Here is a 24,398-nt window from a genome sequence, read left to right as displayed (position 1 = left end):
AAGAAGGAGTGAGTTTTGAGGAAGGGAGCGCAATCAGGCTTTTTTTTAAAGAACCTCACTCTTTCACTAGTAAAACTTTCCCTTTATGAACGTTGGTTTATTTATCCCGTGCTATGTTGATCAGTTTTATCCACAGGTCGCAATTGCCACGCTGGAACTTTTGGAAAAACAGGGATGCAACGTACATTTCCCCCCCAATCAGACCTGCTGCGGGCAGCCGATGGCCAACTCTGGATTTGAACATCTGACGGGTGGTTGTAACGAACTTTTTGCCAAAAATTTTGCGGGTTTTGACTACATCGTATGTCCATCCGGAAGCTGTACGCTACACATCAAGGAACATTTGGGTGTTCCCGAAATAGCCTCCCGCTGCTACGAGCTTACCGAGTTTTTGACCGATATTTTACACATCAAATCCCTGCCTTCGTACTTTCCATATAAAGTGGGTTTGCACCAAAGTTGCCACGGGCAGCGCGGCCTGAAACTCTCGCAAATGAGCGAATTGAACGCGCCGCATTTTTCCAAAGCCGAGCAATTATTAAGTCAGGTAGAAGGCCTCGAACTGGTAACTCTGCAACGCAGGGACGAATGCTGCGGTTTTGGCGGAACGTTCTGCGTATCCGAAGAAGCACTTTCCGTTCGCATGGGGCAGGATCGGGTCATGGATCATGTACACAGCGGCACGCAAGTGCTTACGGCTGGCGATATGTCGTGCCTGATGCATTTGGAAGGCATTATTCGTCGGGAAAAGCTCCCGATTCGGGTGATGCATCTGGCCGAAATTCTGAATGGGGTGGCTGTCGAACTAGATGCAGCGAAAAAATGAAAGACAACCACAGGGTCGGAGAAGAAAGAATTGAAACACTTCCGCTTTTTTCAGTGCTGGATCAGCACCTGCTGGCTCTCCTGCGCAGCCTGACTCCCGACGAATGGAACGCGCCAACGCTGGCGCCGTTGTGGAGTGTCAAAGATGTGGCGGCGCATCTGCTGGACGGCAATCTCCGGGCGCTTTCCATGCTCAGGGATGGTTACATGGGAAGTTCGACGCCCGAAATTAACTCCTATCAGGATCTGGTAGCGTACCTTAATTCGCTCAATGCTGAGTGGATTGCCGCTACGAAGCGCCTGAGCCCTGCGGTGATTATTGATCTTTTGGAAAAAACCGGAGAAGAATATACCGCCTACCTGCATACTTTGGATCCTGATACCAACGCGGTATTTGCCGTAGCCTGGGCGGGTGAAAAAGAATCCAGAAACTGGTTTCATATTGCCAGGGAATATACCGAAAAATGGCATCATCAACAGCAAATCCGATGGGCAGTAGGGCAGGAAAAGGTTCTTTATTCAAAGGAGCTTGTGGAGCCATTTCTGGAAACGTCCCTGCGGGCCCTGCCGTTTCATTATCGTCATGTACAGGCTCCTGAAGGTACCGCTTTGGCATTTTTTGTCACGGGAGAGAATAAATACAGCTGGTATTTGATAAAACAGGAACATGGCTGGTTTTTGACAAAACATACCACAAAGCCAGTAGCTTGTAGTGTTACAATGGATGTTTCTATTGCCTGGCGAATTTTTACCAAAGGCATAACGCCGCGAGAAGCTGAAAAGCAGCTTACGGTTGAAGTGGTTTCAACATTCGAGCCCGAAACTGCACGGGAATATGGATTACGAATAGTAGATATGTTGGCTGTAATGGCCTGATAAATAGATCATTCCTGAACAAATTAAAAAATGAAGCACCCTGAACTAGCCGAAAAATTCATCAAGGATAAAGAGCGTACTACCTGGCATGATGAAACCTTGTGGTGGGTTCGTCAAAAGAGGGATATGGCAGCGTTTCAACTTCCTGAGTGGGAGTTGCTGCGTGAAACGGCTTCCCGGATAAAAAATAATGTTCTTTCAAACCTGCATGAGTATCTCCTGGCGTTTGAAGCCAAAGCTATCGAAAACGGGGTTTTGGTGCACTGGGCGGCTGATGCTCAGGAACATAACGAGATTGTCCTGAGCCTCCTGAAAGCAGCCAATGCCAATGCGCTGATTAAGAGCAAATCCATGCTCACCGAAGAGTGCCATCTCAATGAATTTCTGGCTACTAATGGCATTGATGTGGTGGATACCGACCTGGGCGAGCGTATTGTTCAGCTGCGAAACGAAGCCCCCAGCCATATTGTACTCCCGGCTATTCACCTGAAAAAAGAAGATGTTGGCGAAACTTTTCATCAGCATTTAGGAACAGAAAAAGGTAATAAAGACCCGCAATACCTAACAGAAGCTGCCCGGCAGCATCTCCGCGAAAAATTTGTTACCAGGAAGGTAGCCATTACGGGCGTCAACTTTGCCATTGCCGAAACGGGTGAATTTGTGGTGTGTACCAACGAAGGCAACGCCGACATGGGCGCGCATTTGGCCGATGTACATATTGCGTGCATGGGTTTTGAAAAAATTATTCCTCAGCGAAAACACCTTGGGGTATTTCTGAGGCTTCTCGCCCGAAGTGCTACGGGGCAGCCCATAACGACCTATTCAAGTCATTTCAAAAAACCACGTCCCGGTCAGCAAATGCACCTCGTGATTGTGGACAATGGCCGTTCGCGGCAATTGGGACGGCCTGAATTCCGTAATTCATTGAAATGTATTCGGTGCGGGGCCTGCATCAATACTTGTCCTGTCTATCGCCGGAGTGGGGGACATAGCTACCATAATGCCGTTTCGGGCCCAATTGGTGCCATTCTGGCGCCCAATCTGGACATGGCCAAAAACGCAGATTTACCTTTTGCGTCAACCCTTTGCGGGTCGTGCTCCAATGTGTGTCCGGTAAAAATTGATATTCATGATCAATTGTACAAATGGCGGCAGGTGTTGGTCAAGGAAGGGCATGCACCTTTGTCAAAAACGGTTTCGATGCGGGCTATGACGTTCACTTTGTCACATCCCGGTGTATTTAATTTTGCAGGAAAAGTAGGTAGAAAAGTGATGCAGGCAGCACCATTTATGGTCAACAACGGCCTGAATTTGTGGTACAAGCAACGCGAAATGCCCGCGCCACCGGAAGAAAGTTTTAGAGAATGGTATTCAAAAAATAGAAATGGAGAGTCGAACTAAAATCTTAGAGGCAATTGCCCAAAATCAACCTCAATTAACCCCTTTGCCAAACCTCACAGATCTGGCGTTTATCGATTTTGATCCTCTTGAAAAATTCAGGACAATTCTGACATCCATTGGTGGACAAGTGATTGAGGTAAAAAATCTGGGGGAAATTGAGCAGTACATTCAGGCTGAATTTCCTGATCCGATGCGCGTCATATCCACTTTGCCCGCCCTGTCGCCCGTTGCCGAAACGGACTGGCTCGAACAGGATCCGCACGTGCTTGAAAACGTCGATCTGTGTATTCTGGAAGCTGATTTTGGCGTGGCAGAAAACGGCTCCGTATGGCTTACCGAAGCTCACATGGGCCAACGCGTGGCTCCATTTATCACCCAATGTTTGGGCATTGTTTTGCAGGCCGACCGGCTGGTACCAACCATGCACCATGCCTACGAACGGATCGGTGCTGCGGACTATCCCTTTGGCATGTTTCTGGCGGGGCCTTCCAAAACCGCCGATATTGAGCAGTCCTTAGTACTTGGGGCACATGGATCAAGAAGTTTACTGCTTTTTTTAGTAGAAGCCTGATTGATTCGTATTTACATTAAATTCCTCTCATTGGATTAAATTCTGATGTAAACCAAAACTCTTTTTTTAAAATGATGACAGACGCAACGGCCGAGCCGCAAACCACCGAAGTGCAGGAATTTGAGCGGGAACCTGTGCCCGCAAGCCATTACAAGGGCTGGAAAAGTTTTTTGGGAATGTATGCCGGTGAGCATGCCGCCGGAACTGAGTTTGTGATTGGTCCGCTTTTTCTGACTGCCGGTGTGAGTGCGTTTGATCTTCTGGTCGGGTTGTTTTTGGGTAATCTAATGGCCGTTTTGTCCTGGCGTTATCTGACGGCAAAAATTGCTACCGATGTACGGCTTACGCTGTATTACCAACTGGAAAAGATTTGTGGCCGTCGACTGGTGACCGCCTACAACCTGGCCAATGGAATCTTATTCTGTTTTCTGGCCGGTGCCATGATTACCGTTTCGGCCACTGCGGTAGGAATTCCTTTTGACATGGAAATGCCCAAACTAACCGACACAACGCCCAACGGCCTCACGTGGGTTTTGGTCGTGCTGGCAATTGGTGCTGTCATTTCAATTGTAGCTGCCCGTGGCTACGATACCGTTTCACGCTTTGCCAACATTGCCTCACCCTGGATGGTGCTTGTATTTCTGGCCTGTGGAGTGGTAGCTTTGCAGGGCCTCAACGTTCGCTCTTTTGCTGATTTCTGGAATATCTTTGGAGAAGGCAGTGAGCCTTTTCCCGGACAAATAAAATATACCTTCTGGCACGTGATGTTGTGGTCGTGGTTTTGTAATGCCGCGATGCACATTGGCATGTCTGACCTGACTGTTTTTCGGTATGCACGCTCGGCGAGTTCGGGCTGGACCACTGCCGCCGGAATGTACGTGGGGCATTATCTGGCCTGGATATGTGCCTGTTTGATGTATGCCTTGTATATCCGCTCGGGCGAAGCACAGGTGATGTTGGCTGCTGGTATTGCACCACCCGTTGCGCCGGGACCGATGACTTACGAGACCGTTGGCGTTGCCGGACTTATATGCGTAGTGGTAGCCGGTTGGACAACCGCTAACCCGACGATTTATCGGGCTGGATTGGCATTTCAAGCTATTTTTCCAAAATTTTCAACCGTAAAAGTTACCCTCATTGCCGGAGCGGTGGCGACTATTGCCGGGCTTTTTCCGGCCTTTGCCATGAAACTCCTGGATTTTGTGGCTGTCTATGGATTTATCCTGGCACCGATTGGTGCAATCATTGTATTCGATCATTTCTTTGCGCAAAAAGCCGGGATTATTCGGAATTATGCCGAACGGGTACAATCCAGTTTTAATCTATCGGTGTTGTTGGCGTGGTTTATCAGTATGGCTATCTTCTATTCTATTTCGGTGTATCAGGGAGTTTTCCTCTCTTTTCTCACGCTTCCTGCGTGGCTCTTTTGCGGAGTTCTGTATTTAATTCTCAGCAAGTTTTTGCAGAAAAATAATTAGTTAATTCCTTGATTTGCAGCAATTAAGATTTAAGAGATTTCAATGAAAAATTTAAAATACTTATCGTATATCGGGCTGCTTATCGTGCTTGTAGCTCCCTTCCTGTTCTATGCAGATTCTATCACGAAGCCCCAAATGAACAATGCCCTGTTGGGTGGAACAGTCGTTTGGTTTGCAACTGCGGCATTTTGGATAAAAAAAGGGGAATGACGTTTAGTCATTCCCCAATCTGGCTTTGCAGGTAACGTTTCTTACTCCGAATCGTGATTATCTGCAAATTGTAAAGGGCTTTTCATAATTCCCCGTTCGGAGTTGCGGACAAAATTCACGATTTCGTCCCGCTCGTCCGAAGGAGGCAATTCGAGCTCTATCTGATTCAGAGCCTCCGAATTATTTAATCCTTTCATATAAATATATCGATACACGTTCTGTATCTCGGCAATCTGCTGATTGCTGTATCCTCGTCTTCTTAATCCCACCGAGTTGATACCCGCGTACGAAATAGGTTCACGGGCAGCTTTGGTAAATGGTGGAACATCTTTACGTACAAGCGAACCGCCCGAAATAAAGGCATGGGCGCCAATTTTTACAAATTGATGGACCGCACTAATGGCACTCACGATGGCCCAATTGTCCACATGTACGTGTCCGGCCATTTGTACATTGTTGCCGATGATGCAATTGTCGCCGATCACGCAGTCGTGTGCAATGTGCGCATAGGCCATGAGCAGGCAATTGCTTCCAATTTCGGTTTTCCAGTGTTCTTCGGTGCCACGGCTAATAGTAGCATATTCCCGAATCGTGGTATTATCGCCAATGAAAGTAAGGGTATACTCATTATTGTATTTAAGATCCTGAGGAATGGCCGAGATAACAGCCCCGGGATAAATGCGGCAATTTTTACCGATTCGGGCTCCTTCGTTGATGACCGCATGAGATCCTATCCACGTGCCTTCCTCTATTTCCACGTCTTTGTGGATCATGACAAAAGGCTCAATGACAACATTGCGGGCTATCTTTGCCTCAGGATGAATGTATGCTAATGGTTGTATCATTTTTTCTTAACAAGGCTTGCAATCATATCGGCTTCACATACCAGCTGTCCGCTTACATACCCACGGCCGCTCATTTTTACAATTCCCCGCTTCATGGGAGAGGTAAAAACGCATTTGAAAATAACTGTATCTCCTGGTACAACATTGCGTCGGAAGCGACAATTTTCAATTCCGATCAGGTAGGGCCAGTAATTTTCGGGGTCGGGTACGGTACTTAGCACAAGAATGCCGCCCGTTTGGGCCATCGCTTCCAGTTGAAGAACACCCGGCATGACCGGATTTCCCGGAAAATGACCCAGAAAAAACTGTTCATTGACCGTCACATTTTTGATCCCGACAACGCTCATTTCGTCCAATGCAATGATTTTGTCAATCATTTGGAACGGATACCGGTGAGGAAGTAAGTTGGCTACCTGATTTATATCCAGAATGGGCGCCTTGTTGGGATCGTACTGTGGAACTCCGTCTTTGGCTGCCTTCATGAGTTTCTTGATTTTTTTGGCTAGTGCCACATTAGCGGCGTGTCCGGGACGCGCAGCCAGAATTTGTGCTTTTAGCGGACGGCCCACAAGCGCCAGATCGCCCACCAAATCCAGGAGTTTGTGCCGGGCCATTTCGTTGGGATAATGCAAATCGACATTATTCAAAATCCCTTTGGACTCGTTGACACTAACCTTCGGCTTGTCCAGAAGTTTTGCCAAATAGTCCAGCTCTCCTTCTTTTACTTCACGATCCACGATCACGATGGCATTCGTCAGATCGCCGCCTTTAATCAGGTTTTGGTTGTAAAGAGCTTCCAGTTCATGCAAAAAACAGAACGTACGGCAGGAAGCAATATCTTGTTTAAAAAGAGAAATATCGTTAAGTGAGGCATGCTGACTGTTGATAACCTTAGAGTTATAATCAACCATAACCGTAAGGCGATAGTCAGAAAGCGGCAGTGCTACCATTTCAATATCATGCTCGGCATTGACATGATGCACGTACTCGGGCACTTCAAAATAATTGCGGTAAGCATTTTGCTCTTCCAGACCAGCATCTTCGAGCGCGTCAATAAACTTAATGGAGCTTCCATCCATGATGGGAGGCTCAGGTCCATTGAGCTGGATGAGGACGTTGTCGATCTGCAAACCTACGAGGGCAGCAAGGGTGTGTTCCACGGTGTGTATCCGGGCACCATTTTGCTCAATGGTCGTACCGCGTGACAAATCTACCACATTGTCTACATCGGCATCTACAATGGGCTGACCGGGCAGATCGACCCGCTGAAATTTATAGCCGTGGTTTGCAGGAGCTGGCAAAAACGTCATGGTGGCTGTTACGCCTGTGTGCAGGCCAACACCCGTAACCGAGACGGCCTTTTTTATGGTTTGCTGTTTTTCGTTCATTTTCTGAATATAATACGACTTTACGTGTAAGATCGGACAACTGTTGCGTCAAAGTTGATGCGTATTTTTATCTGATCGAATCCGTTCGTTTTCAAGGTTTTGAATTCTTTTTTCGAGTTCTGGTAGTTTTTTGACGTGAACCTGCGCGCGCAGGTGAGCGCTCAGGTCATAGGCCGGAGATCCGCTGAGCGATAATCCCTCTTTTTTGATACTTTTTCCAACGCCCGATTGCGCGCCAACTTTGGTATGATTGGCCAGGGAAATGTGGCCCGAAATACCAACTTGTCCGGCAATGACGCACTGCTCTCCAATTTTGGTCGATCCCGAAATGCCTGTCTGCGCTGCAATCACGGTATTTTTGCCTATTTCAACGTTATGAGCAATCTGCACAAGGTTATCAATTTTTACACCCGACCGAATAACGGTTGAGCCCATCGTGGCACAGTCGATTGTGGTGTTGGACCCAATACTGACATGATCCTCAATCACCACGTTTCCGAGCTGAGGAATAGCCCGGTAGGTGCCGTCGGCCTGTGGTGCAAATCCAAAACCATCGCTGCCAATGACACTGTTGGCAAAAATGGTGCAATGATTTCCAATGATGGTATTATCATAGATCCGAACGCCCGGATGAATTACCGTGTCGTTGCCAATCTGTACGTTGTTGCCGATATACGTATTTGGATAAATCTTCACCCGATTTCCCAGCGTACAGTATTCTCCGATATACGAAAAGGCGCCCCGATAAGCGTCCTCTCCAATGCTGCTCGTTTGCCCTATATGGCAGGGTTGCTCGATGCCCCGACGTGCCTGACGGGTCGCTTTTTGATATTCTTCAAGAAGAAGTGTAAAGGCAGTATAGGCGTTTTTTACATAAATAAGCGTAGTCTCAACCTGTTTTTTTGGCTCAAAACTTTCATCTACCAGCACCGCAGTTGAACCGGTTGTGTAGAGGAAAGGCTCGTATTTTAGATTTGAAAGAAAAGAGATGCATCCAGGCGTTCCTTCTTCGATCTTGGCAGCAGAACGGATTATTGCGGAGGCATCACCCGCCACAGTTCCTTGTACTAATTGGGCTATTTGCCCGACGGTAAATTCCATAGTAGATATAAATGACTTGGGTCAATACGACAGCAACACCGGGTGATTTTGTTTTTTGAATGACCAGGTTCATTCTTCCCCTGTTGCGAGGTACATCTATCCCCGCAAAGATACAGTTTTACCCCAACATACGTAATACTTACGTACAATCTTGCTGAGTGCCCGGATCGTCGGAAGTTCAGAGGCTTCCACGATGTCGACTATGGCGCCGCTTTTCATCTTTACCTTAATCTGATCTTCCCCCGACTCATAGGCCGAATTGGTGGTTTGACCGGCTACCAAAAAATAGGACAGATGCTGTTCCTGAATCCCCTTTTGCCGGAGTTTATCGCGCAGCGGAGCCAGAAATTCTTCGGTTGGCGGGCCATCAAAGAACTGAATCTTGAATAATTTTCGATTTAAAATTCCATCGCAAAGTGTGGAAAGTACGGGGTCGGGGTGGGTAGCCCAGGATTTCAGAGAAGTCCAGATATCGTAGTCATCCAGATTGGTGAAGCGGTTTAACAGCTCGGGATTGTCATCAAAATCGTTTAGAGAAACCTCATGAGACAGAAAAAAAAGAAGCGCAGGCGACGCAAACAGCGGGCTATTTTGCTGGCACAGCTCCCGTGCCCGACGAATGGCCTGCATCAGCATTGCTTCCGCGCAAAGGGACGTTTTGTGTAAATAAACCTGCCAATACATAAGCCGGCGGGCATTCAGGAAGTTTTCGATACTGAGCAATCCTTTTTCTTCCACTACAAGCTCTTCCTGATCTATGTCCAGCATCTTTATGAGTCGTCCGGCTCCGATTGTACCCTCCGCTACACCTGTATAGAAGCAGTCGCGGTTGAGATAATCCATGCGATCCATGTCAAGCTGACTAGAAATGAGCTGATGAAAAAAGCGGCGCGGGTAGCTCCCTTCAAACATCTGAATCGCAGAAGAAAGGCGCCCGCTGAACTGCCGGTTGAGCTCTTTCATAATGAGCAGCGACAACTCTTCGTGATGAATACTGCTAAGTAAGGTGTGCTCGAGTACGTGCGAAAAGGGCCCGTGGCCAATGTCATGCAGCAAAATAGCTACTTGCGCAGCTTCGCATTCTTTATCAGAAATAGAATGCCCTTTTTCCTGCAACGTTTTCAGTGCTTCGCCCATAAGGTGCATTGCTCCCAAAGCATGGTGAAAACGGGTGTGGAGAGCGCCGGGATATACGAGGTCAGTCATACCCAACTGCCTGATCCGACGCAGCCTCTGAAAATAGGGATGCTCCACGAGATCAAAAATGAGCTCGGATGGGATGGTTATAAACCCGTAGACCGGGTCGTTGAGAATTTTTCTTTTGTTCAAAACATCACATTTTGTTACAAAAATAAGAAAAGACGGCAGGATTTATTTTATAAAGATAAACTTGCTGGATAAGTGCTGAATTACTAGTTTTGCAGTTCAAACTCGAAAGAGTTGGGGCCTATAGCTCATTCGGTTAGAGCAACTGACTCATAATCAGTAGGTGCCTGGTTCGATTCCAGGTGGGCCCACGTTGAAAATCAAGCACTTGGCAGGTTTCTGTTAGGTGCTTTTTTGTTTGGTTGCAATACGTTGATCATTGCACCTTGCTGTTTTGTTTGCTTCTGATGGGTTCAAAGACTTCCGGATTGTGTCAAGACTAAGTGCAGGAAGAAATATAGCCGGTTGATTCATTGGGTGTCGTGTGTTATTTGAAGAGTTTTTTGTTAAACTTTACGAATCAGAACCTACCTGTTTTCTATGAAAGTACATACAATTAATACCGGATTTTTTAAGTTGGACGGCGGTGCTATGTTTGGCGTGGTACCCAAAACCTTATGGAACAAGCACAACCCCGCAGACGAACTCAACCGCTGTACCTGGGCAATGCGCTGTTTATTAATTGAAGATCAGGATCGACTAATTTTAATAGATACCGGCCTGGGAAATAAGCAGGATCAAAAGTTTTTTGGACATTACGATCTTCATGGAGACGATACGTTGCTGGGTTCGATTGCGGAAGCCGGTTTTCAGGCAGCCGAAATTACCGACGTTATTCTTACCCACCTGCATTTTGACCACGTAGGTGGAGCTGTTCAGAATGGCGTATCAGGTCCTGAACTTTCGTTTCCCAACGCACGCTACTGGTCCGATGAGTCGCACTGGCAATGGGCCCTGAACCCCAATCCCCGCGAACGGGCCTCGTTTCTGAAAGAAAATCTTTTACCTATCAAGGAGTCGGGACAACTGAATTTTGTTGAAAAAGAGAGCACACCATTTCCAGGTATCGAATTTATTCGGGTTGATGGACATACCGAACAAATGCTGCTGCCTGTCATACATGATAATGGCACCTCCATTATTTATGCCGCCGACCTTATTCCGTCGTCAGCGCATGTGCCTTTGCCATGGGTGATGGGTTACGATGTAAGGCCCCTGCTAAGTATGCAGGAAAAAGAGCAGGTGTTACACAAGGCTGCACAGGAAAACTGTATTCTTGTATTTGAGCACGACCCAGTTTACGAAGCGGCTGTGGTGGAACTTACCGATCGGGGTGTTCGGATTCGGGAACGCGGGCCGCTTTCAGCATTTTTATAAACCATCCGCTGATGTTCTTCGTTATGCATGAACAGCTTAATCTACACCTATATAATCTGAACAAGGTTAGATTTTTGGGGAGAAAGTACTTGTTTCATGTAGTAAATCAGCGTTGATAGTTTATGAAAATCGGATTGGTACTTTCTGGTGGTGGCGCTCGCGGACTGTCGCATTTGGGCGTGGTGAAAGCCTTACATGAACGAGGTATTTATCCCGACCTCATCAGCGGTGCAAGTGCCGGAGCAATTGCCGGTGGTTTGTTGGCCAAAGGCCTGGAACCGGACGAAATCCTTGAAATTTTTATCCGAACCAATTTTTTGAAATACGTTCGTCCGTGTTTTGGCAGTTCGGGCCTGTTTAAAATTGACCGCCTGGAAGAGTTGATCGTCAAATATATTCCCGAAAACACCTTTGAATCATTAAAAACACCCCTGATTGTTACAGCCACAGATCTGTACGCGGGCGAATCCGTTCAGTTTCAGCAGGGCGAACTTGCCCGCCCTATTTTGGCTTCAAGTTGCCTGCCCGGCTTGTTTGAACCCATTTATTTTCATAATCGCTGTTTGGTAGATGGTGGCGTGCTCAACAACATGCCTGTTGAGCCGCTTGAAGGCTTGGCTGACTACATCATCGGCGTCCACTGCAATCCTTTTACGCTTAAAAATCCCCCAAAAAGCACGCGGGAAATCGTGGCAAGGAGCCTGATATTGGCAGTACACGCCAAAACAAAAGAACGTTTTAACAAATGTGATCTCTTGATTGAGGCTCCGAATTTAGGAGATTATTCACTTTATGATCTTCGGAAAGCACGCGAATTATTTATTTTGGGATATAAGTACGCTCAAAATATCCTTGCCAAATCTCCACTATTAGCCTGAAAGCTGTCAAAAGAATTTCAATTTAAGCTTTCTTTTAAATGTATCACCGAAGGTATGCATTGTACAATTCCAATACGAAATACGCTGCCAGCATACTATTGCCTAGCTAAATATTGCTATATCTAATAAGTTAAATGCAAAATTTAGTATCGTTAAATGAAGCCAAATGTACGTTTTGTGATTTTGTAACCTCGTGTGTCTTCAATAATTCCAAATTATATTTCTCCTGATAGTTTACTTACTTATATAATCTTTGGTATAATAAAATTAATATGAATCATTTGGATTGTATTTGTGATTAATTACATTTGCAAACAGGATTAACATTTTCTTAACCTAAACTAAATAGTACATGAGGAAAAATTTACTGTTGAGCCTCCTTCTGGTGTGCTCGACTTGGGTGTATTCGTATGCCCAAGACAGAAAAGTAACCGGAAAGGTTAGCTCCGCTGATGACGGGAGTGCACTTCCTGGTGTTTCTGTGGTAGTCAAAGGTGGCACCATAGGAACCAACACCGATTCAGACGGAAACTACACCGTCAATGTTCCGTCTGCAAATACCGTATTGGTGTTTAGCTTTGTAGGGACAACCACTCAGGAGATCACGGTTGGCAACCGTACTACCATTAATGTGGCTCTTGCCTCCGACACCCGCAATCTTCAGGAAGTCGTAGTAACAGCGCAGGGTATTGTTCGCGAGAAGCGAGCGTTGGGCTATGCGGTTACCTCTCTTGAAACCAAGCAAATCGAAGATCGTCCGCAAGCTGACGTAGGACGGGTACTTCAAGGTAAAATTGCAGGCGTTAACATTACGCAAACTTCCGGGGTTTCAGGTACCGGTACGAACATTATCATTCGTGGCTACTCTACCATTTCCGGATCCAACCAACCACTGTTTGTTGTGGATGGTATTCCTTTTAACTCCAACACTAACTCGCGGGGTGGTTTTACGGGTGGCGGTCAATCGGCATCAAGCCGTTTTCTTGACTTAGACCCCAACAATGTCGAAAATATCTCGGTATTGAAGGGTCTTGCCGCTACAGTAACCTATGGCGATCAGGGTCGGAATGGGGTTATCCTGGTAACGACCAAAAACGGATCCAAGAAAGTTCGTAAAACAGAATTTACGCTCACACAATCTGTATTTGCCAACGAGGCGCACCTGCCTCGCTATCAAAACCAATACGTTGGCGGTTTCCAGCAAAGTTTGGGCTACTTCTTTTCTAACTGGGGACCTACTATTGAGGAAGCAAAAATTTATCCCTCGCAGAATACAAACGCCGCGCTTAACAATCACCCCTACGCATTTCTTACCACCGCCGGTGGTCTGCGTGCAGCGATGGCACCCTATGTAGCATCAGTAGGGGCCTACGAAATGCAGGTATTCCCGAACAACGTAAGCGATTTTTTCCGTAGAGGAATGATCTCAAATACCGCATTGAATATATCAGGTGGTGGTGAAAAAGTAAGCTATAACATGTCTGCCGGTTATAACGATGAGCAAGGATATATTCCTGAAAACGGCCTGAAGCGTCTAAACTTAGGATTAGGCTTGAATGCTGCGTTAACTAAAAAACTTACTGTTATAACGTCATTCAATTTTGCAAATACCAGTCAATTTTCGCCTCCTTTGAGCGGTGGTACGGGTAACAACGCACTTGATTTTCCTTCGGTACTTGCTAACGTAATGTACACCCCCCGTCAGGTAGATTTAATGGGATGGCCCTATAAAAACCCTGTAAATGGTGGATCAGTATATTTCCGTGGAGGTAATGATATCCCTAACCCACGTTGGGTGCTGGAAAACTACAAAACTACGGGCGACGTAACACGTTTGTTCAATGCGACAACTTTCAATTATCAGGCAACTGAGGATTTGAATATCATTTATAAAGTAGGTTTGGATACTTATACAGAAAAACAAGCCTACAAACTGAACAAAAATGGTCTTTCATTTCCTAATGGTCTATATAATACCCTTGATATCAACAATCGCATTTGGGACAATAGCCTGATCGTTTCTTACTCGAAGAATATATCAGATAAAGTGTCATTAGCTGCCAAGGTTGGTGGAAACATGCGGAATGACCTGTTCAATTTCAATGCAGTGACTAGCCAAAATCAGTTAGCAGCAGGCTTATTCCGTCATCAAAACTTTGTTGATAATGTGTCGTCAGAATTTACGCAGGAAGAAACCCGTATGGGTATTTTTGGAGAACTTACGGCTGACATAGGAAACTCCTTCTTTATCAACTTTGCCGGTCGTAACGACTGGACATCTACCGTTGAACCAGAAAACCGACGCATATTCTATCCTTCGGTAAGTGCTTCTTTTGTTCCTACCTCTGCTTTTGAAGGTTTAGAATCCAACTTCCTGAACTTCCTGAAAATCCGGGGAGGTTATGGTACCTCAGCTGGTTTTCCGAGTCCTTACAGCACGCGTAATGTACTTTCACAAAGCGCCCGTGCGTTCCTGAATTCTGCTGGAAATACGGTACAAACACACTCGGTGGATAACTTCCTTGGAAACCCAAATCTGAAACCTGAGCTACAAACTGAATATGAATTTGGTGTAGAAGGTAAGTTGCTGAACAACAAAGTAGGTTTTGACCTGACGTTGTTCCGTCGTGATACCCGTGACCTGATCACTAACTCACCACTTGATGCATCCACAGGATATACCTCTACGACAATTAACATTGGTAAAATCCGGAATGATGGTATAGAAATGGCACTGAATGGAACGGCTATTAAGACAGATGCATTCTCATGGGATGTCAATCTGGTATATTCTCGCATTCTTCCTAAGGTATTGGATTTGGGAGGAACCTTACAGGAAGTACAAATGACTGGTTTTGGTGCATCCCTTGGTAACTACGCCGTAGTGGGTGAGCCTTTTGGTATCATTAAAGGAACGGGTTTCCGCCGCAATGATCAGGGTCAGCTATTGGTTGATGGAGGTGGATATTTATTAGCCACTACTACACCTGTAATTTTGGGAGATCCTAATCCGGCATTTACCTCAAGCCTAAGCAATAGCTTCAGCTATAAAGGTTTTGCTTTGGACATTATGTTCTCTTACCGTCACGGAGGTGCTATGTATTCTTCTACTACCGGTGCGCTATTGGGACGCGGTATGACCGAAGATACAGGACTTGAAACAGGTTATGACCGTGCTCAAACCTTCATTTTCCCAGGTGTGAAAGCAGACGGAACTCCTAACGATATTCAAATTACTGCTTCGGACGTAGGATTCAACAACATCTCCTTCTTTGGTGATGAAGGACGTATGTACGACGCTACTACTCTTCGTTTGCAGGAGCTCTCACTTTCGTACCGGATTCCTAAGACATTGCTTACCAAAATTGGATTTAAGGGAGCTTCTATTGCTTTTACAGGAAACAACCTGTGGTATAAAGCCTTTAATTTCCCTCCCGGTGTCAACTTCGATACGGATAACCTCGGTTTAGGAGTAGGTAACGGACAAGGATTTGAGTTCTTGACGGGCCCAAGTGCAAAACGCTACGGTGCTACCCTGAAATTAACTTTTTAAATCAGTTCAAATAGCCTAATCTAATTGTTCGCTATTTTTTCAAATAAAATTAGTAATTGATATGATTCAAAAACTTAAAATATCCTTGTTGGCTATGCTGACGGTATTGGCAAGTTCTTGTTCGTTAGACCTCTTGGATAACCCCAATGCGGTAACGCTCAACAACACCGATATGAACTACCTGCTCAGCCGGATTGAGTTGGATTATGCAGGGCACTTTAACCAAATGAGTAATCCCGGGATGCGTTTAACCCGAATGCTCAACCAGGGTTCTGCAATTTATGACAATGCTGTAAGTCCAGGTAATTTTGATGGTGCATGGTCTAATGCCTATGCAAATATCATGACTGACGTAAAGACGTTAATTCCCTTGGCAGAATCGTCAGAGTTTTTCGTTCACGCTGGTATTGCACGTACTATCCGTGCGTCTGTTTTGCTGAATTTGGTAGACGCTTTTGGTGATGTGCCGTATTCAGAAGCTATTGATCCTGCAAATTTTAATCCTAAGGTGGATGGAGGAGCAGCTGTTTATACTGCTGCGATCGCTGATCTTGATAAAGCGTTACAGGATTTTGCTGCAACCTCACGTGCCACTCCCGGTGGAGATTTGTTCTACGGCGGTAATGCCGATAGCTGGACACGAGTAGCAAATACGATCAAGCTGAAAGCGTTATTGAACCGTCGTTTGGTGGATAAAGCGGGCTCTACTTCAGGAATCGCTGCACTTATTGCAGGTAACAAACTGATTTCAACCGCAGCTCAGAACTTTAATTTCAAGTATGGTTCTAACTTGGTGAATCCCGATACGCGGCACCCACGATATGCCGGTCAATATGGCCCAACGGGTGGTGGAGACTATCAGTCGAATTCCTACATGGGGCATTTGTATGCTACCAATGATCCACGGATTCGGTACTATTTCTACCGTCAGACCACCAGAAATCCGACGGATGTTAACGCACTCCGGTGTATTACAAACCAAAAGCCAAGCCACTACTCCGAAAGTGATGTGTTTTGCCTTGCTTCTCCCTCAGCGGGCTATTGGGGACGTGACCACCTAAGCAACGAGGGTATTCCACCAGATGGACTGCTGCGTACGGCATGGGGTTTGTATCCTGCCGGAGGTTTGTATGACAATGATGCAAGTGCTCCTGTGGGATTAGGCGTTGGTGCCGGCGGTGCAGGAATTCACCCCATCATGATGCGTTCCTTTGTGGACTTCATGTTGGCAGAAGCTGCCTTGACCCTTGGTACACCAGGTGATGTAAAAGCTCTGCTGAAATCAGGGATTGAAAAATCAATGGCCGATGTTCGGGCATTGGGTCTTGCAACAACCGAAGGTGGAAAAATTACTGCTTTTGAAGCCTCAAAAGGTATTTCCTGGAATGAAGAGGTAACCAAGTATGTAAATATGATACTGGCGAAATACGATGCAGCCACCACAGATGATGAGCGTTTGGATATAGTAGCTACTGAGTATTGGGTAGCTCTGCATGGCAATGGTATTGAGGCATATAACATGTACCGCCGTACAGGTAAGCCTTCTAATCAACAGCCTGCTCTTGATCCAAATCCAGGTGCTTTTGCCCGTTCCTACTACTACCCAACGGCATTCGTTACCCGTAATTCTACGGCTACACAGAAAGCAAATGTTACTGTGCCTGTCTTTTGGGATAACAATCCTGCTAGTTTGACTCGCTAATATTATGGTATATTCCTCTCGTTTTGTCTATGATTTATTCATGAGTAAAACGAGAGGGCTAATCAATTAACTCTTATTTTGATTACTATGAAATACATCAAACAATTATCACTAGTCGCGTTGCTGGGGGTTATGGTCATGGGCTGTGAGTCTCCGCTTGCGGAAGAAAAGCTGGATGAGTTTAATCTTGAGCAGGGAGGATATATGCGTATAGTGACTCCTTTTCCAGTCAATAATGCCACCTTTAATGTAAGTAAAGCAAACCTGGGAGGTACCAAGCTGGAACTTGTCCACGAAGCGGTTACCCCAAGCAAAGGAGCTAATTTTGCTCAATATGAATTAGTTATTCGATTTGTAGATGCAACTCCTGCCAATGGAACAAACAATGTTGCGGATAAAGCGTTTCGCACGATTGCAGCCTCCACGTTTTCTGCGGATCCGGTAACCGGCTATCCACGGGCAACAATGACCATAACGGGTCAGGAAGCCCTGACTGCGGTAGGTTTAACGGCTGATCAGATTTCGGCGGGTGACCGTTTTGAGTTTCGCGGTACGATGAAATTAACTGACGGCCGTGCTTTCAATGCTTTGAATACCGGTGCTAACATAACAGGTGGGCCTTTTTACAGCTCGCCTTTCTTTTACCGTATAAATGTAGCTGAATAAGCAGCCTTCATTAATTTTAATAGTTTGGGGGTGAAATAAGTCATACAGTTCTTGTAATTGTATGACTTATTTCACCCCCATTTTTATATCAATTTTTAAAATTGACTCGGACCAACAACAGGTCACTTTAACAAAAAACATTGAAAAATACCCGCAAATTCAGCGGGCACTTTGCCGTATTTATCACGACTTTTTGCGTGCTTCTATGATGACCGCACCTAGTATCAATCCAATCAAAAGTATAGAACTGATCAGGTCGAGGGTTCGTCCTTTACTTACTGAAACTGGCTCAAACCGGAAGGTGATCGTGTGCTTTCCGGCAGGAACGCGCAGGGCCCTCAACACGTAGTTGGCCCGAAGCATCGGGGCCGATTGATCGTCTATTGTTACCTGCCAATCGTCATGCACGTTGTAGTAGATCTCCGAAAATACCGCTAATTGCTCCTTTGAAGCAGTAGTCTCATAAACGAGTTCGTTTGGCTTATAGCTCGTGAGACGGATAGTGGCCGCTGAGTCTGACTGAATCGACAAGCCATTCAACGCTTCTGCAAAACGCTGATCTAGTACAGCTTCCCGTGCCGGTTGAATTGAATCCAGTGCTTTCATTTCTGCATCAGCGTTGGGTACTAAGCTGAATTTTTCAACAAACCATGCGTTGCCCAATGCCTCAGGATTGGTCTGTGCCACGGGATTGCCCTGTTGATCCTGCGTGAGTATATATTTGGTATTCAGCATGTTCAGAATGCCCGGATTTGGATTTGGTTTGGCAATCTGATTTTCGATAAGCTCCTGATACCGCCGGAGTTTAGCACCATGATACCCACCAATGGACTTGTGAAAATTTGAAGCTTCGGCATTATTGAACGTATTACGCAGCACATCGAGTACACGGTAATTTGGATCAGGATCACGCAAAATCTGTTCGTCGGCCGGTGAAGGGGATAGCTTGGAAAGGGCAGCTTGCTTGCTGATAAAGTCGGCATCGTTGAGGTACCGCTTGCTTACTCCAAACATATCAATTACCAATAGGAGCACTAGCGATGGATAAAGAATACCTGCTTTGATTTTTTCTTTTAACCAAAGCCAAATTAATATAGCCGCTAACAGAATGAAAAATGCGCTTCGCAGAGCGTCTGAGCGCATCATGCCGATCCGATCTTTCACAATTGCCTGCATGATTTCCTGAGCAAAGGCCGGATTCTGACTGCTTTGTGCGATGTTATCCACAAACTGCGGGTCGTTTTCTGCCCGGAAACTAAAAAATACAGTGGGCATTAATGCGAAAAGCAGACACAGTCCAGCGGTTAGTCCCAGACTAATAAGAAAGGGGCGGCTGATTTCTTCAAACTTCCAGGTTCTCTTAACTAAATCCCGAATAGTAGCCACCGCCAAAATGACCATTAGCAGGTGTGCCAGTGAAAGCACCATCGTTACGGCCCTGAATTTATTGAACATGGGGAAATAGTCAAAAAACAGATAATTAACACCTGCAAGATTCTTGCCCCAGGCCCAGACTATGTACAAAACCGTAACCCCGGCAATCCACCATTTAAGCGGGCCTTTTACCAAAAACAATCCCAGAATAAACAAAAAGAAAATGATGGCACCTGCATAAGCCGGACCGCCAGTGCTGTATTGCGTGCCCCAGTACAAGGGAAGTGCCTGAGTGAAATTGCGGGCGTTGACCGCATCTACACCTTTGTTTATCAGCGTTTTATATGTTTCAGATTTTTCGTCCAGTGAACCAACGGAGGGGCCGCCATAGAGGTGAGGAATGAGGAAAGTGAGGGTTTCGGCAATTCCATAACTATATTGAAACGCATATTCTTTATCTAAACCATCCTGATTGCTGCGCGGAGAAGCTGTTGGCGCGGGTGTAAGCTCGGACTTCCCACGAATAGTTTCTTTGGTGTAGTCGTAGGCGTTCCAGAGGCGGGTAGAGTGGGTGCCCAGGGCAAATACAGCCGAAATACCCAAACCTGCCAAAACCAGTAGGAGGGGTTTGATTTTACCACTTTTAATCCAGGAAATACTTTCCATCGCAACGAGTACAACTACACCAATGCCAAGGTAATAGGTGATTTGAATGTGGTTCGCATATAGTTCGAGTGATAAAAACAAGGCGGTGACGGCAGCGCCTGTCAGCCAGTTTTTACGAAAGGCCAATAAAACCCCTGCCAAAACGCCCGGTGCGTAGGCAAGCGCCAGGATTTTGGAAACGTGCCCGGCTTCCAGGCTCGTGACCAGATAAGAGGCAAATGCGTAGGCAATTGCGCCCATTGCCGCCAGCCAGCTATTGGCACCCAACACTACCAATAGCAGGTAAGCACAGGCCATGATGATTAGAAAGTAGTTGGCAGGAGCAGGTAAAATACCGTTGAACGCCCGTCCGAGCTTCGTCGAGATACTTGTAGGATAATCCGTAGCAATCAGGTAAGCGGGCATTCCACCAAACATGCTATTGGTCCAGGCAGACCATTCTCCGGTAGCTTCGTGGTATTTTATGACTTCCTGTGCCGCTGATTTGGCCTGAACGTCGTCATATTGGTTTAGACGTTTACCCGTAAGAACAGGTGATGCATACAGTAAAGAAAGAATTGCAAAGCCAAGAAGGGCCACCAAATGCGGCCACGTGCGCTGCCAGGAAATTAATTGTTTCATGAAGATTAAAAAGCTACTTGATCAGAATGAATCTTGCAGAGGAAGACCCCGCAGGTTTACTTGTACGTTAAATTTTGATTAACTGCCACAAATATAGAAGTATTGATGTATGTTTGAACTACAAAGCGCTCAGCAACTGTTGAGGTTTTATCGTAAAAAACGATACGTAATCATCTACTTTTAGAAATAACCGAATAAATTTGCGGCTAATGTGTCGAAAGATAGAATTTTCTGAAAGATAACCCTCATTTTTCGTAGTCGTATTAACTTAATCATCATACATGAAAAGAATTGCTGTATTTACCTCCGGCGGAGATGCCCCCGGTATGAACGCCTGCATCAGAGCCGTAGTGCGGGGAGCCGTTTATCATGGAATTGAAGTTTTCGGAATTAGAAAAGGATATAATGGAATGATTGCCGGGGAGCTTTTTGAAATGTCCTCGCATTCAGTAAGTAATATTGTTCAGCGCGGAGGCACGATCCTCAAATCAGCCAGAAGTAAAGAGTTTATGACGCCCGAAGGCCGCAAAAAAGCCTATGACAATCTCGTGGCGCATGGCATCGAAGGGCTCGTAGCTATTGGTGGAAATGGTACTTTTACGGGCGCCATGATTTTTCAGCGCGAGTATGGCATTCCGACCGTAGGAGCGCCAGGAACTATTGATAATGACTTGTACGGAACCGACTACACGATTGGCTACGATACGGCTGTAAACACAGCGCTTGATGCCATTGACCGCATTCGGGACACGGCGAGTTCGCACGACCGAATCTTTTTTATTGAAGTAATGGGGCGAGACTCCGGCTATATCGCCATTCAATCGGGTATTGCCGGTGGGGCAGAGCTGGTGATGGTACCGGAAGTACTTACACCTATTTCAGAAGTTATTGACACCCTGCAACAGGGATGGAGCCGCTCCAAATCTTCGTCTATTGTAGTGGTGGCCGAAGGAGATGAAGAAGGAAATGCTGCCCAAATCGCTGAAAAAATCAAGCAACAGGTAGAAGGAGATGTAGATATTCGGGTAACAACCCTCGGCCATACACAACGGGGTGGTTCACCTTCTGCGCAGGACCGTATTTTGGCCAGTCGCCTTGGCCTTGGTGCCCTGGAAGGGTTAATGGCCGGACAAAAAAATGTGATGGCCGGGATTATTAATAATGAGCTTGTTTATACTCCTTTTGAAGATACAATTCGATTGCCCAAACCCATCAATGAAGACTTGCTTCGGATGGTTCGGATTTTGAGCATTTAATACCATACAACTAAGCCTTAGCCCGAATCGTAGGTTTTGGGCTAAGGCTAGCAATATCCTACGATCTTATAAATTACGTACCCAACCCATTCCCGCCACAGTAAGTGGGCATACCCAAATACATCCGGATCGGGACGGAAATAGTCTTTCAGCGTTGGATTGTGCGTGGTGCCGTACACATCAGCCGGGTAAAAATCCGGCTGCAAGCCTGCTTTCTGAAAACACCCCAACGCCCGACGCAGGTGAAAAGAGGAAGTAATGAGTACATACCGACTCGAAGCAGGAAATTGCTTTTGTAGAATCTGTATCGAATTAACAGCATTTTGATACGTATTTCGGGATGCTTTTTCCAGCAGAATATCCTGCCGGCGAACGCCCCACTTTTCCAAAACCATCGCTGCCTGATTGGCATCGTCCAGACCTTTTTTCATAATTAGTGGATGATCTGCTCCACTGATTAAAATCCGTTTGATTTTGCCCGATTTATACAATAAAAAAGCCTGAAAAAAACGATCTGCATGCACCCCAAGTCCCGGATGATCCATCCGATGCTGAGGCATACTGATCATGCCTCCTGTCAGCACGATGCCTACGTCGTACACGCCGGGCAAATCCGTTTGACTTTTGGGAGGAAATTCCCACCACAGTAAGGCTTTATTGACCAAAAATGTATTGCATAACACATACAAAAGCAGCGCTATGCCCAAAATTGTCCGACGCGAATAGGCACGGTTTTTGGTAAAATAGGCATAAATAAGCAAGGCCGAAATGAACCCAATGGGCATCAGGAAAAAATCAAGCGTCTTGGAAAGAAAAAAAAACATTCGGGTATAGGTAAGTACGATTCTATCGTTTTGAAGTTAATTTTGCAGGAAAATCATTGAATAAGTAAAAATATGAAAAAAGGAATAAGCACTACGGTTTGTACCGTGTTATTGGCTTTTATTTCAGTATTGTCTGCAAGTGCGCAGGGGTATCGCATTGAGGCTACACTGAGCGGGCTTTCAAACGCAACCTGTATTTTGGGACACTATAATTACAGTAATCAACAGTTTCTTGCCAAAGATACCGCACAGACCAACGCTGACGGAATGCTGGTTTTTGAAGATACCAAGCCGCTTCCCGGTGGGCTGTACCTGATTCTGCTCCCCGGCCAAAAACGCTGGATCGAAGTGGTATATTCAGGAACCGAGACAGATTTTTCTCTGGCAACTGATACCGTTACAATCGTCAATAACATGGTTGTTAAAGGTTCGGAAGAAAACCGGATTTTTTATGAGTATCAAAAAGAGCTTCGGGGCATTATGGAAGAAATGGAAGCGCTCAATCTGGAAAGAAAATTGAAGACGGACAATGTGAGTACAGCGCTTGTTTCAAAGAAAATGAATGAAGCGCAACAGCAGTTTAATGCGTATCGTAAAAAATTTATTGAAGAAAATAAAACCACCTTTACAGCTAAGCTGCTCAAAGCCTCCGCTGAACCCGAAATTCCGGAAGCCCCTACTTTGCCAAATGGCCGGAAAGATTCGCTTTGGGTTTTTAATTATTATAAAGCTCATTTTTGGGACAACTTTGACCTGACCGATGAACGCCTCCTGCGGGCGCCGTTTTTGAAGCCCAAACTTGACCGCTACGTCAAAGACCTAATCGTGCAGGTGCCGGATTCTATCAATAAAGATGTTGATGCATTGGTGGCAAAAGTTGGTGATAATGAAGAACTGCGTTCCTACATTATTTACTATGTATCCAGCGAATACGAAAATCCGAAAGTTGTTGGTACAGAAGGAGTATTTGTGCACATGGCTGAAAAATACTATCTGTCCGGGAAAATGGAAGTATCCGACGATGCCAAACGCCGCATTGGCGAGCGGGTAGCGACCATGAAACCTATGCTTGTCGATAAAATAATGCCTGATTTGGCGCTTTCAGACCCGACTCGCAAGCCGGTGAGTATTTACGGAATCAATGCTGATTATACGGTGCTGTTTTTTTATTCGCCTACGTGTGGGCACTGTAAAGAAGCCGCACCCAAATTGAAGGAATTTTATGACGCCAATAAAAGCAAGAACGTAAAAGTGCTTGCGATTGCCACAGACCAAAGCCCAGAGGATTGGAAAAAATATATTCAGGATTATAAACTCGAAGAGCTCACACACGGCTACGATTTTACGTTCAGAACCGACTACCGCTCGCAGTTTGATGTCTTTGCAACACCGTCGATTTATGTGCTCGATAAAAAGAAAAAGATAATTGCCCGCCGTATGCCGGTGGAGCAATTGGATGATTTTTTTAACTTTTATCTCAGAACACATCCTGAAACAACAACCGCCGTCAAAGCAAAAGCAGGGAAGTAAAAAATCTCATTCTCATGACAAAAGCCGGAGGTTTACCTCCGGCTTTTGTC

19 protein-coding genes and 1 tRNA gene are annotated in these 24,398 nt (G+C 45.8%); 14 read left to right on the top strand and 6 right to left on the bottom strand.

Translation table 11 applies throughout. From position 1 onward, the window contains the following. The first annotated feature begins 85 nt into the window (after positions 1 to 85). The 6 genes from EZE20_RS19665 (at position 86) to EZE20_RS24145 (ending at position 5,361) form a co-directional block, all read left to right on the top strand. Positions 86 to 826 carry a (Fe-S)-binding protein gene (locus EZE20_RS19665; RefSeq protein WP_132120916.1) on the top strand — a complete coding sequence of 247 codons (741 nt, stop codon included), beginning with the start codon at positions 86 to 88 and terminating at the stop codon, positions 824 to 826. Next, positions 823 to 1,701: a maleylpyruvate isomerase N-terminal domain-containing protein gene (locus EZE20_RS19660; protein ID WP_132120914.1), complete on the top strand. Its 879-nt coding sequence runs from the start codon at positions 823 to 825 to the stop codon at positions 1,699 to 1,701. The genes EZE20_RS19665 and EZE20_RS19660 overlap by 4 nt, the downstream gene beginning before the upstream one ends. A 30-nt stretch (positions 1,702 to 1,731) precedes the next feature. Beyond that, complete coding sequence (locus EZE20_RS19655) at positions 1,732 to 3,102, top strand: lactate utilization protein B (RefSeq protein ID WP_132120912.1); 1,371 nt, start codon at positions 1,732 to 1,734, stop codon at positions 3,100 to 3,102. A gap of 43 nt (positions 3,103 to 3,145) precedes the next feature. Beyond that, positions 3,146 to 3,673, top strand: coding sequence for a LutC/YkgG family protein (locus EZE20_RS19650; RefSeq protein WP_228713896.1), 528 nt, complete (start codon positions 3,146 to 3,148; stop codon positions 3,671 to 3,673). Between the two features lie 71 nt (positions 3,674 to 3,744). After that, positions 3,745 to 5,151 carry a purine-cytosine permease family protein gene (locus tag EZE20_RS19645; protein WP_317129184.1) on the top strand — a complete coding sequence of 469 codons (1,407 nt, stop codon included), beginning with the start codon at positions 3,745 to 3,747 and terminating at the stop codon, positions 5,149 to 5,151. Positions 5,152 to 5,193: 42 nt separating this feature from the next. Next, on the top strand, positions 5,194 to 5,361 hold the full coding sequence (locus EZE20_RS24145; RefSeq protein WP_165933536.1) for a hypothetical protein: 168 nt from the start codon (positions 5,194 to 5,196) through the stop codon (positions 5,359 to 5,361). 41 nt (positions 5,362 to 5,402) lie between these two features. Here the strand turns inward: EZE20_RS24145 and lpxA are convergent, their stop codons facing one another. The 4 genes from lpxA to EZE20_RS19625 all read right to left on the bottom strand — a co-directional run bounded on the left by lpxA (position 5,403) and on the right by EZE20_RS19625 (position 10,024). Beyond that, positions 5,403 to 6,206: an acyl-ACP--UDP-N-acetylglucosamine O-acyltransferase gene (gene lpxA / locus EZE20_RS19640; protein ID WP_132120908.1), complete on the bottom strand. Its 804-nt coding sequence runs from the start codon at positions 6,204 to 6,206 to the stop codon at positions 5,403 to 5,405. Then, positions 6,203 to 7,594 carry a bifunctional UDP-3-O-[3-hydroxymyristoyl] N-acetylglucosamine deacetylase/3-hydroxyacyl-ACP dehydratase gene (locus EZE20_RS19635; RefSeq protein ID WP_132120906.1) on the bottom strand — a complete coding sequence of 464 codons (1,392 nt, stop codon included), beginning with the start codon at positions 7,592 to 7,594 and terminating at the stop codon, positions 6,203 to 6,205. The genes lpxA and EZE20_RS19635 overlap by 4 nt, the downstream gene beginning before the upstream one ends. 48 nt (positions 7,595 to 7,642) lie before the next feature. Beyond that, complete coding sequence (lpxD, locus tag EZE20_RS19630; protein ID WP_132120904.1) at positions 7,643 to 8,695, bottom strand: UDP-3-O-(3-hydroxymyristoyl)glucosamine N-acyltransferase; 1,053 nt, start codon at positions 8,693 to 8,695, stop codon at positions 7,643 to 7,645. 96 nt (positions 8,696 to 8,791) lie between these two features. Then, positions 8,792 to 10,024 carry an HD domain-containing protein gene (locus tag EZE20_RS19625; RefSeq protein ID WP_132120902.1) on the bottom strand — a complete coding sequence of 411 codons (1,233 nt, stop codon included), beginning with the start codon at positions 10,022 to 10,024 and terminating at the stop codon, positions 8,792 to 8,794. A 114-nt stretch (positions 10,025 to 10,138) separates the two neighbouring features. Here EZE20_RS19625 and EZE20_RS19620 point away from each other — a divergent pair. From EZE20_RS19620 to EZE20_RS19595, 6 genes are all read left to right on the top strand, one after another. Next, positions 10,139 to 10,212: transfer RNA gene (locus tag EZE20_RS19620), tRNA-Ile, on the top strand. Positions 10,213 to 10,441: 229 nt separating this feature from the next. Beyond that, positions 10,442 to 11,278, top strand: a complete 837-nt coding sequence (locus EZE20_RS19615; protein WP_132120900.1) for an MBL fold metallo-hydrolase — start codon at positions 10,442 to 10,444, stop codon at positions 11,276 to 11,278. Between the two features lie 122 nt (positions 11,279 to 11,400). Further along, entirely contained in the window at positions 11,401 to 12,156 is a 756-nt protein-coding gene (locus EZE20_RS19610) for a patatin-like phospholipase family protein (protein ID WP_132120898.1), read from the top strand. A gap of 352 nt (positions 12,157 to 12,508) precedes the next feature. Next, positions 12,509 to 15,709 carry a SusC/RagA family TonB-linked outer membrane protein gene (locus tag EZE20_RS19605; RefSeq protein ID WP_132120896.1) on the top strand — a complete coding sequence of 1,067 codons (3,201 nt, stop codon included), beginning with the start codon at positions 12,509 to 12,511 and terminating at the stop codon, positions 15,707 to 15,709. A gap of 61 nt (positions 15,710 to 15,770) precedes the next feature. Next, complete coding sequence (locus tag EZE20_RS19600) at positions 15,771 to 17,411, top strand: SusD/RagB family nutrient-binding outer membrane lipoprotein (protein ID WP_132120894.1); 1,641 nt, start codon at positions 15,771 to 15,773, stop codon at positions 17,409 to 17,411. Positions 17,412 to 17,498: 87 nt separating this feature from the next. Further along, on the top strand, positions 17,499 to 18,077 hold the full coding sequence (locus EZE20_RS19595; protein ID WP_132120892.1) for a hypothetical protein: 579 nt from the start codon (positions 17,499 to 17,501) through the stop codon (positions 18,075 to 18,077). Positions 18,078 to 18,260: 183 nt separating this feature from the next. On the opposite strand, the gene EZE20_RS19590 is transcribed toward EZE20_RS19595, so the two are convergent. Next, entirely contained in the window at positions 18,261 to 20,738 is a 2,478-nt protein-coding gene (locus EZE20_RS19590) for a glycosyltransferase family protein (protein WP_132120890.1), read from the bottom strand. 281 nt (positions 20,739 to 21,019) lie between these two features. Between EZE20_RS19590 and pfkA the strand changes: the two genes are divergently transcribed. After that, positions 21,020 to 21,994 carry a 6-phosphofructokinase gene (pfkA, locus tag EZE20_RS19580; RefSeq protein ID WP_132120888.1) on the top strand — a complete coding sequence of 325 codons (975 nt, stop codon included), beginning with the start codon at positions 21,020 to 21,022 and terminating at the stop codon, positions 21,992 to 21,994. A gap of 47 nt (positions 21,995 to 22,041) precedes the next feature. Here the strand turns inward: pfkA and EZE20_RS19575 are convergent, their stop codons facing one another. Continuing rightward, complete coding sequence (locus EZE20_RS19575) at positions 22,042 to 22,818, bottom strand: YdcF family protein (protein WP_132120886.1); 777 nt, start codon at positions 22,816 to 22,818, stop codon at positions 22,042 to 22,044. A gap of 72 nt (positions 22,819 to 22,890) precedes the next feature. Here EZE20_RS19575 and EZE20_RS19570 point away from each other — a divergent pair, with 72 nt between their 5' ends. Beyond that, complete coding sequence (locus tag EZE20_RS19570; protein WP_132120884.1) at positions 22,891 to 24,348, top strand: thioredoxin-like domain-containing protein; 1,458 nt, start codon at positions 22,891 to 22,893, stop codon at positions 24,346 to 24,348. The last annotated feature ends 50 nt before the right edge of the window (positions 24,349 to 24,398 follow it).

The organism is Arundinibacter roseus, from assembly GCF_004348825.1.
Lineage (GTDB): Bacteria > Bacteroidota > Bacteroidia > Cytophagales > Spirosomataceae > Arundinibacter > Arundinibacter roseus.
This window is presented reverse-complemented; position numbering and strand designations above follow the sequence as displayed.

Bases quoted from the DNA above. Each gene is read 5' to 3' on its own strand.
- EZE20_RS19665 (WP_132120916.1), top strand. From the start codon at position 86: ATGAACGTTGGTTTATTTATCCCGTGCTATGTTGATCAGTTTTATCCA.
- EZE20_RS19660 (WP_132120914.1), top strand. From the start codon at position 823: ATGAAAGACAACCACAGGGTCGGAGAAGAAAGAATTGAAACACTTCCG.
- EZE20_RS19655 (WP_132120912.1), top strand. From the start codon at position 1,732: ATGAAGCACCCTGAACTAGCCGAAAAATTCATCAAGGATAAAGAGCGT.
- EZE20_RS19645 (WP_317129184.1), top strand. From the start codon at position 3,745: ATGATGACAGACGCAACGGCCGAGCCGCAAACCACCGAAGTGCAGGAA.
- EZE20_RS24145 (WP_165933536.1), top strand. From the start codon at position 5,194: ATGAAAAATTTAAAATACTTATCGTATATCGGGCTGCTTATCGTGCTT.
- lpxA (WP_132120908.1), bottom strand. From the start codon at position 6,206: ATGATACAACCATTAGCATACATTCATCCTGAGGCAAAGATAGCCCGC.
- EZE20_RS19635 (WP_132120906.1), bottom strand. From the start codon at position 7,594: ATGAACGAAAAACAGCAAACCATAAAAAAGGCCGTCTCGGTTACGGGT.
- lpxD (WP_132120904.1), bottom strand. From the start codon at position 8,695: ATGGAATTTACCGTCGGGCAAATAGCCCAATTAGTACAAGGAACTGTG.
- EZE20_RS19615 (WP_132120900.1), top strand. From the start codon at position 10,442: ATGAAAGTACATACAATTAATACCGGATTTTTTAAGTTGGACGGCGGT.
- EZE20_RS19610 (WP_132120898.1), top strand. From the start codon at position 11,401: ATGAAAATCGGATTGGTACTTTCTGGTGGTGGCGCTCGCGGACTGTCG.
- EZE20_RS19605 (WP_132120896.1), top strand. From the start codon at position 12,509: ATGAGGAAAAATTTACTGTTGAGCCTCCTTCTGGTGTGCTCGACTTGG.
- EZE20_RS19600 (WP_132120894.1), top strand. From the start codon at position 15,771: ATGATTCAAAAACTTAAAATATCCTTGTTGGCTATGCTGACGGTATTG.
- EZE20_RS19595 (WP_132120892.1), top strand. From the start codon at position 17,499: ATGAAATACATCAAACAATTATCACTAGTCGCGTTGCTGGGGGTTATG.
- EZE20_RS19590 (WP_132120890.1), bottom strand. From the start codon at position 20,738: ATGAAACAATTAATTTCCTGGCAGCGCACGTGGCCGCATTTGGTGGCC.
- pfkA (WP_132120888.1), top strand. From the start codon at position 21,020: ATGAAAAGAATTGCTGTATTTACCTCCGGCGGAGATGCCCCCGGTATG.
- EZE20_RS19575 (WP_132120886.1), bottom strand. From the start codon at position 22,818: ATGTTTTTTTTTCTTTCCAAGACGCTTGATTTTTTCCTGATGCCCATT.
- EZE20_RS19570 (WP_132120884.1), top strand. From the start codon at position 22,891: ATGAAAAAAGGAATAAGCACTACGGTTTGTACCGTGTTATTGGCTTTT.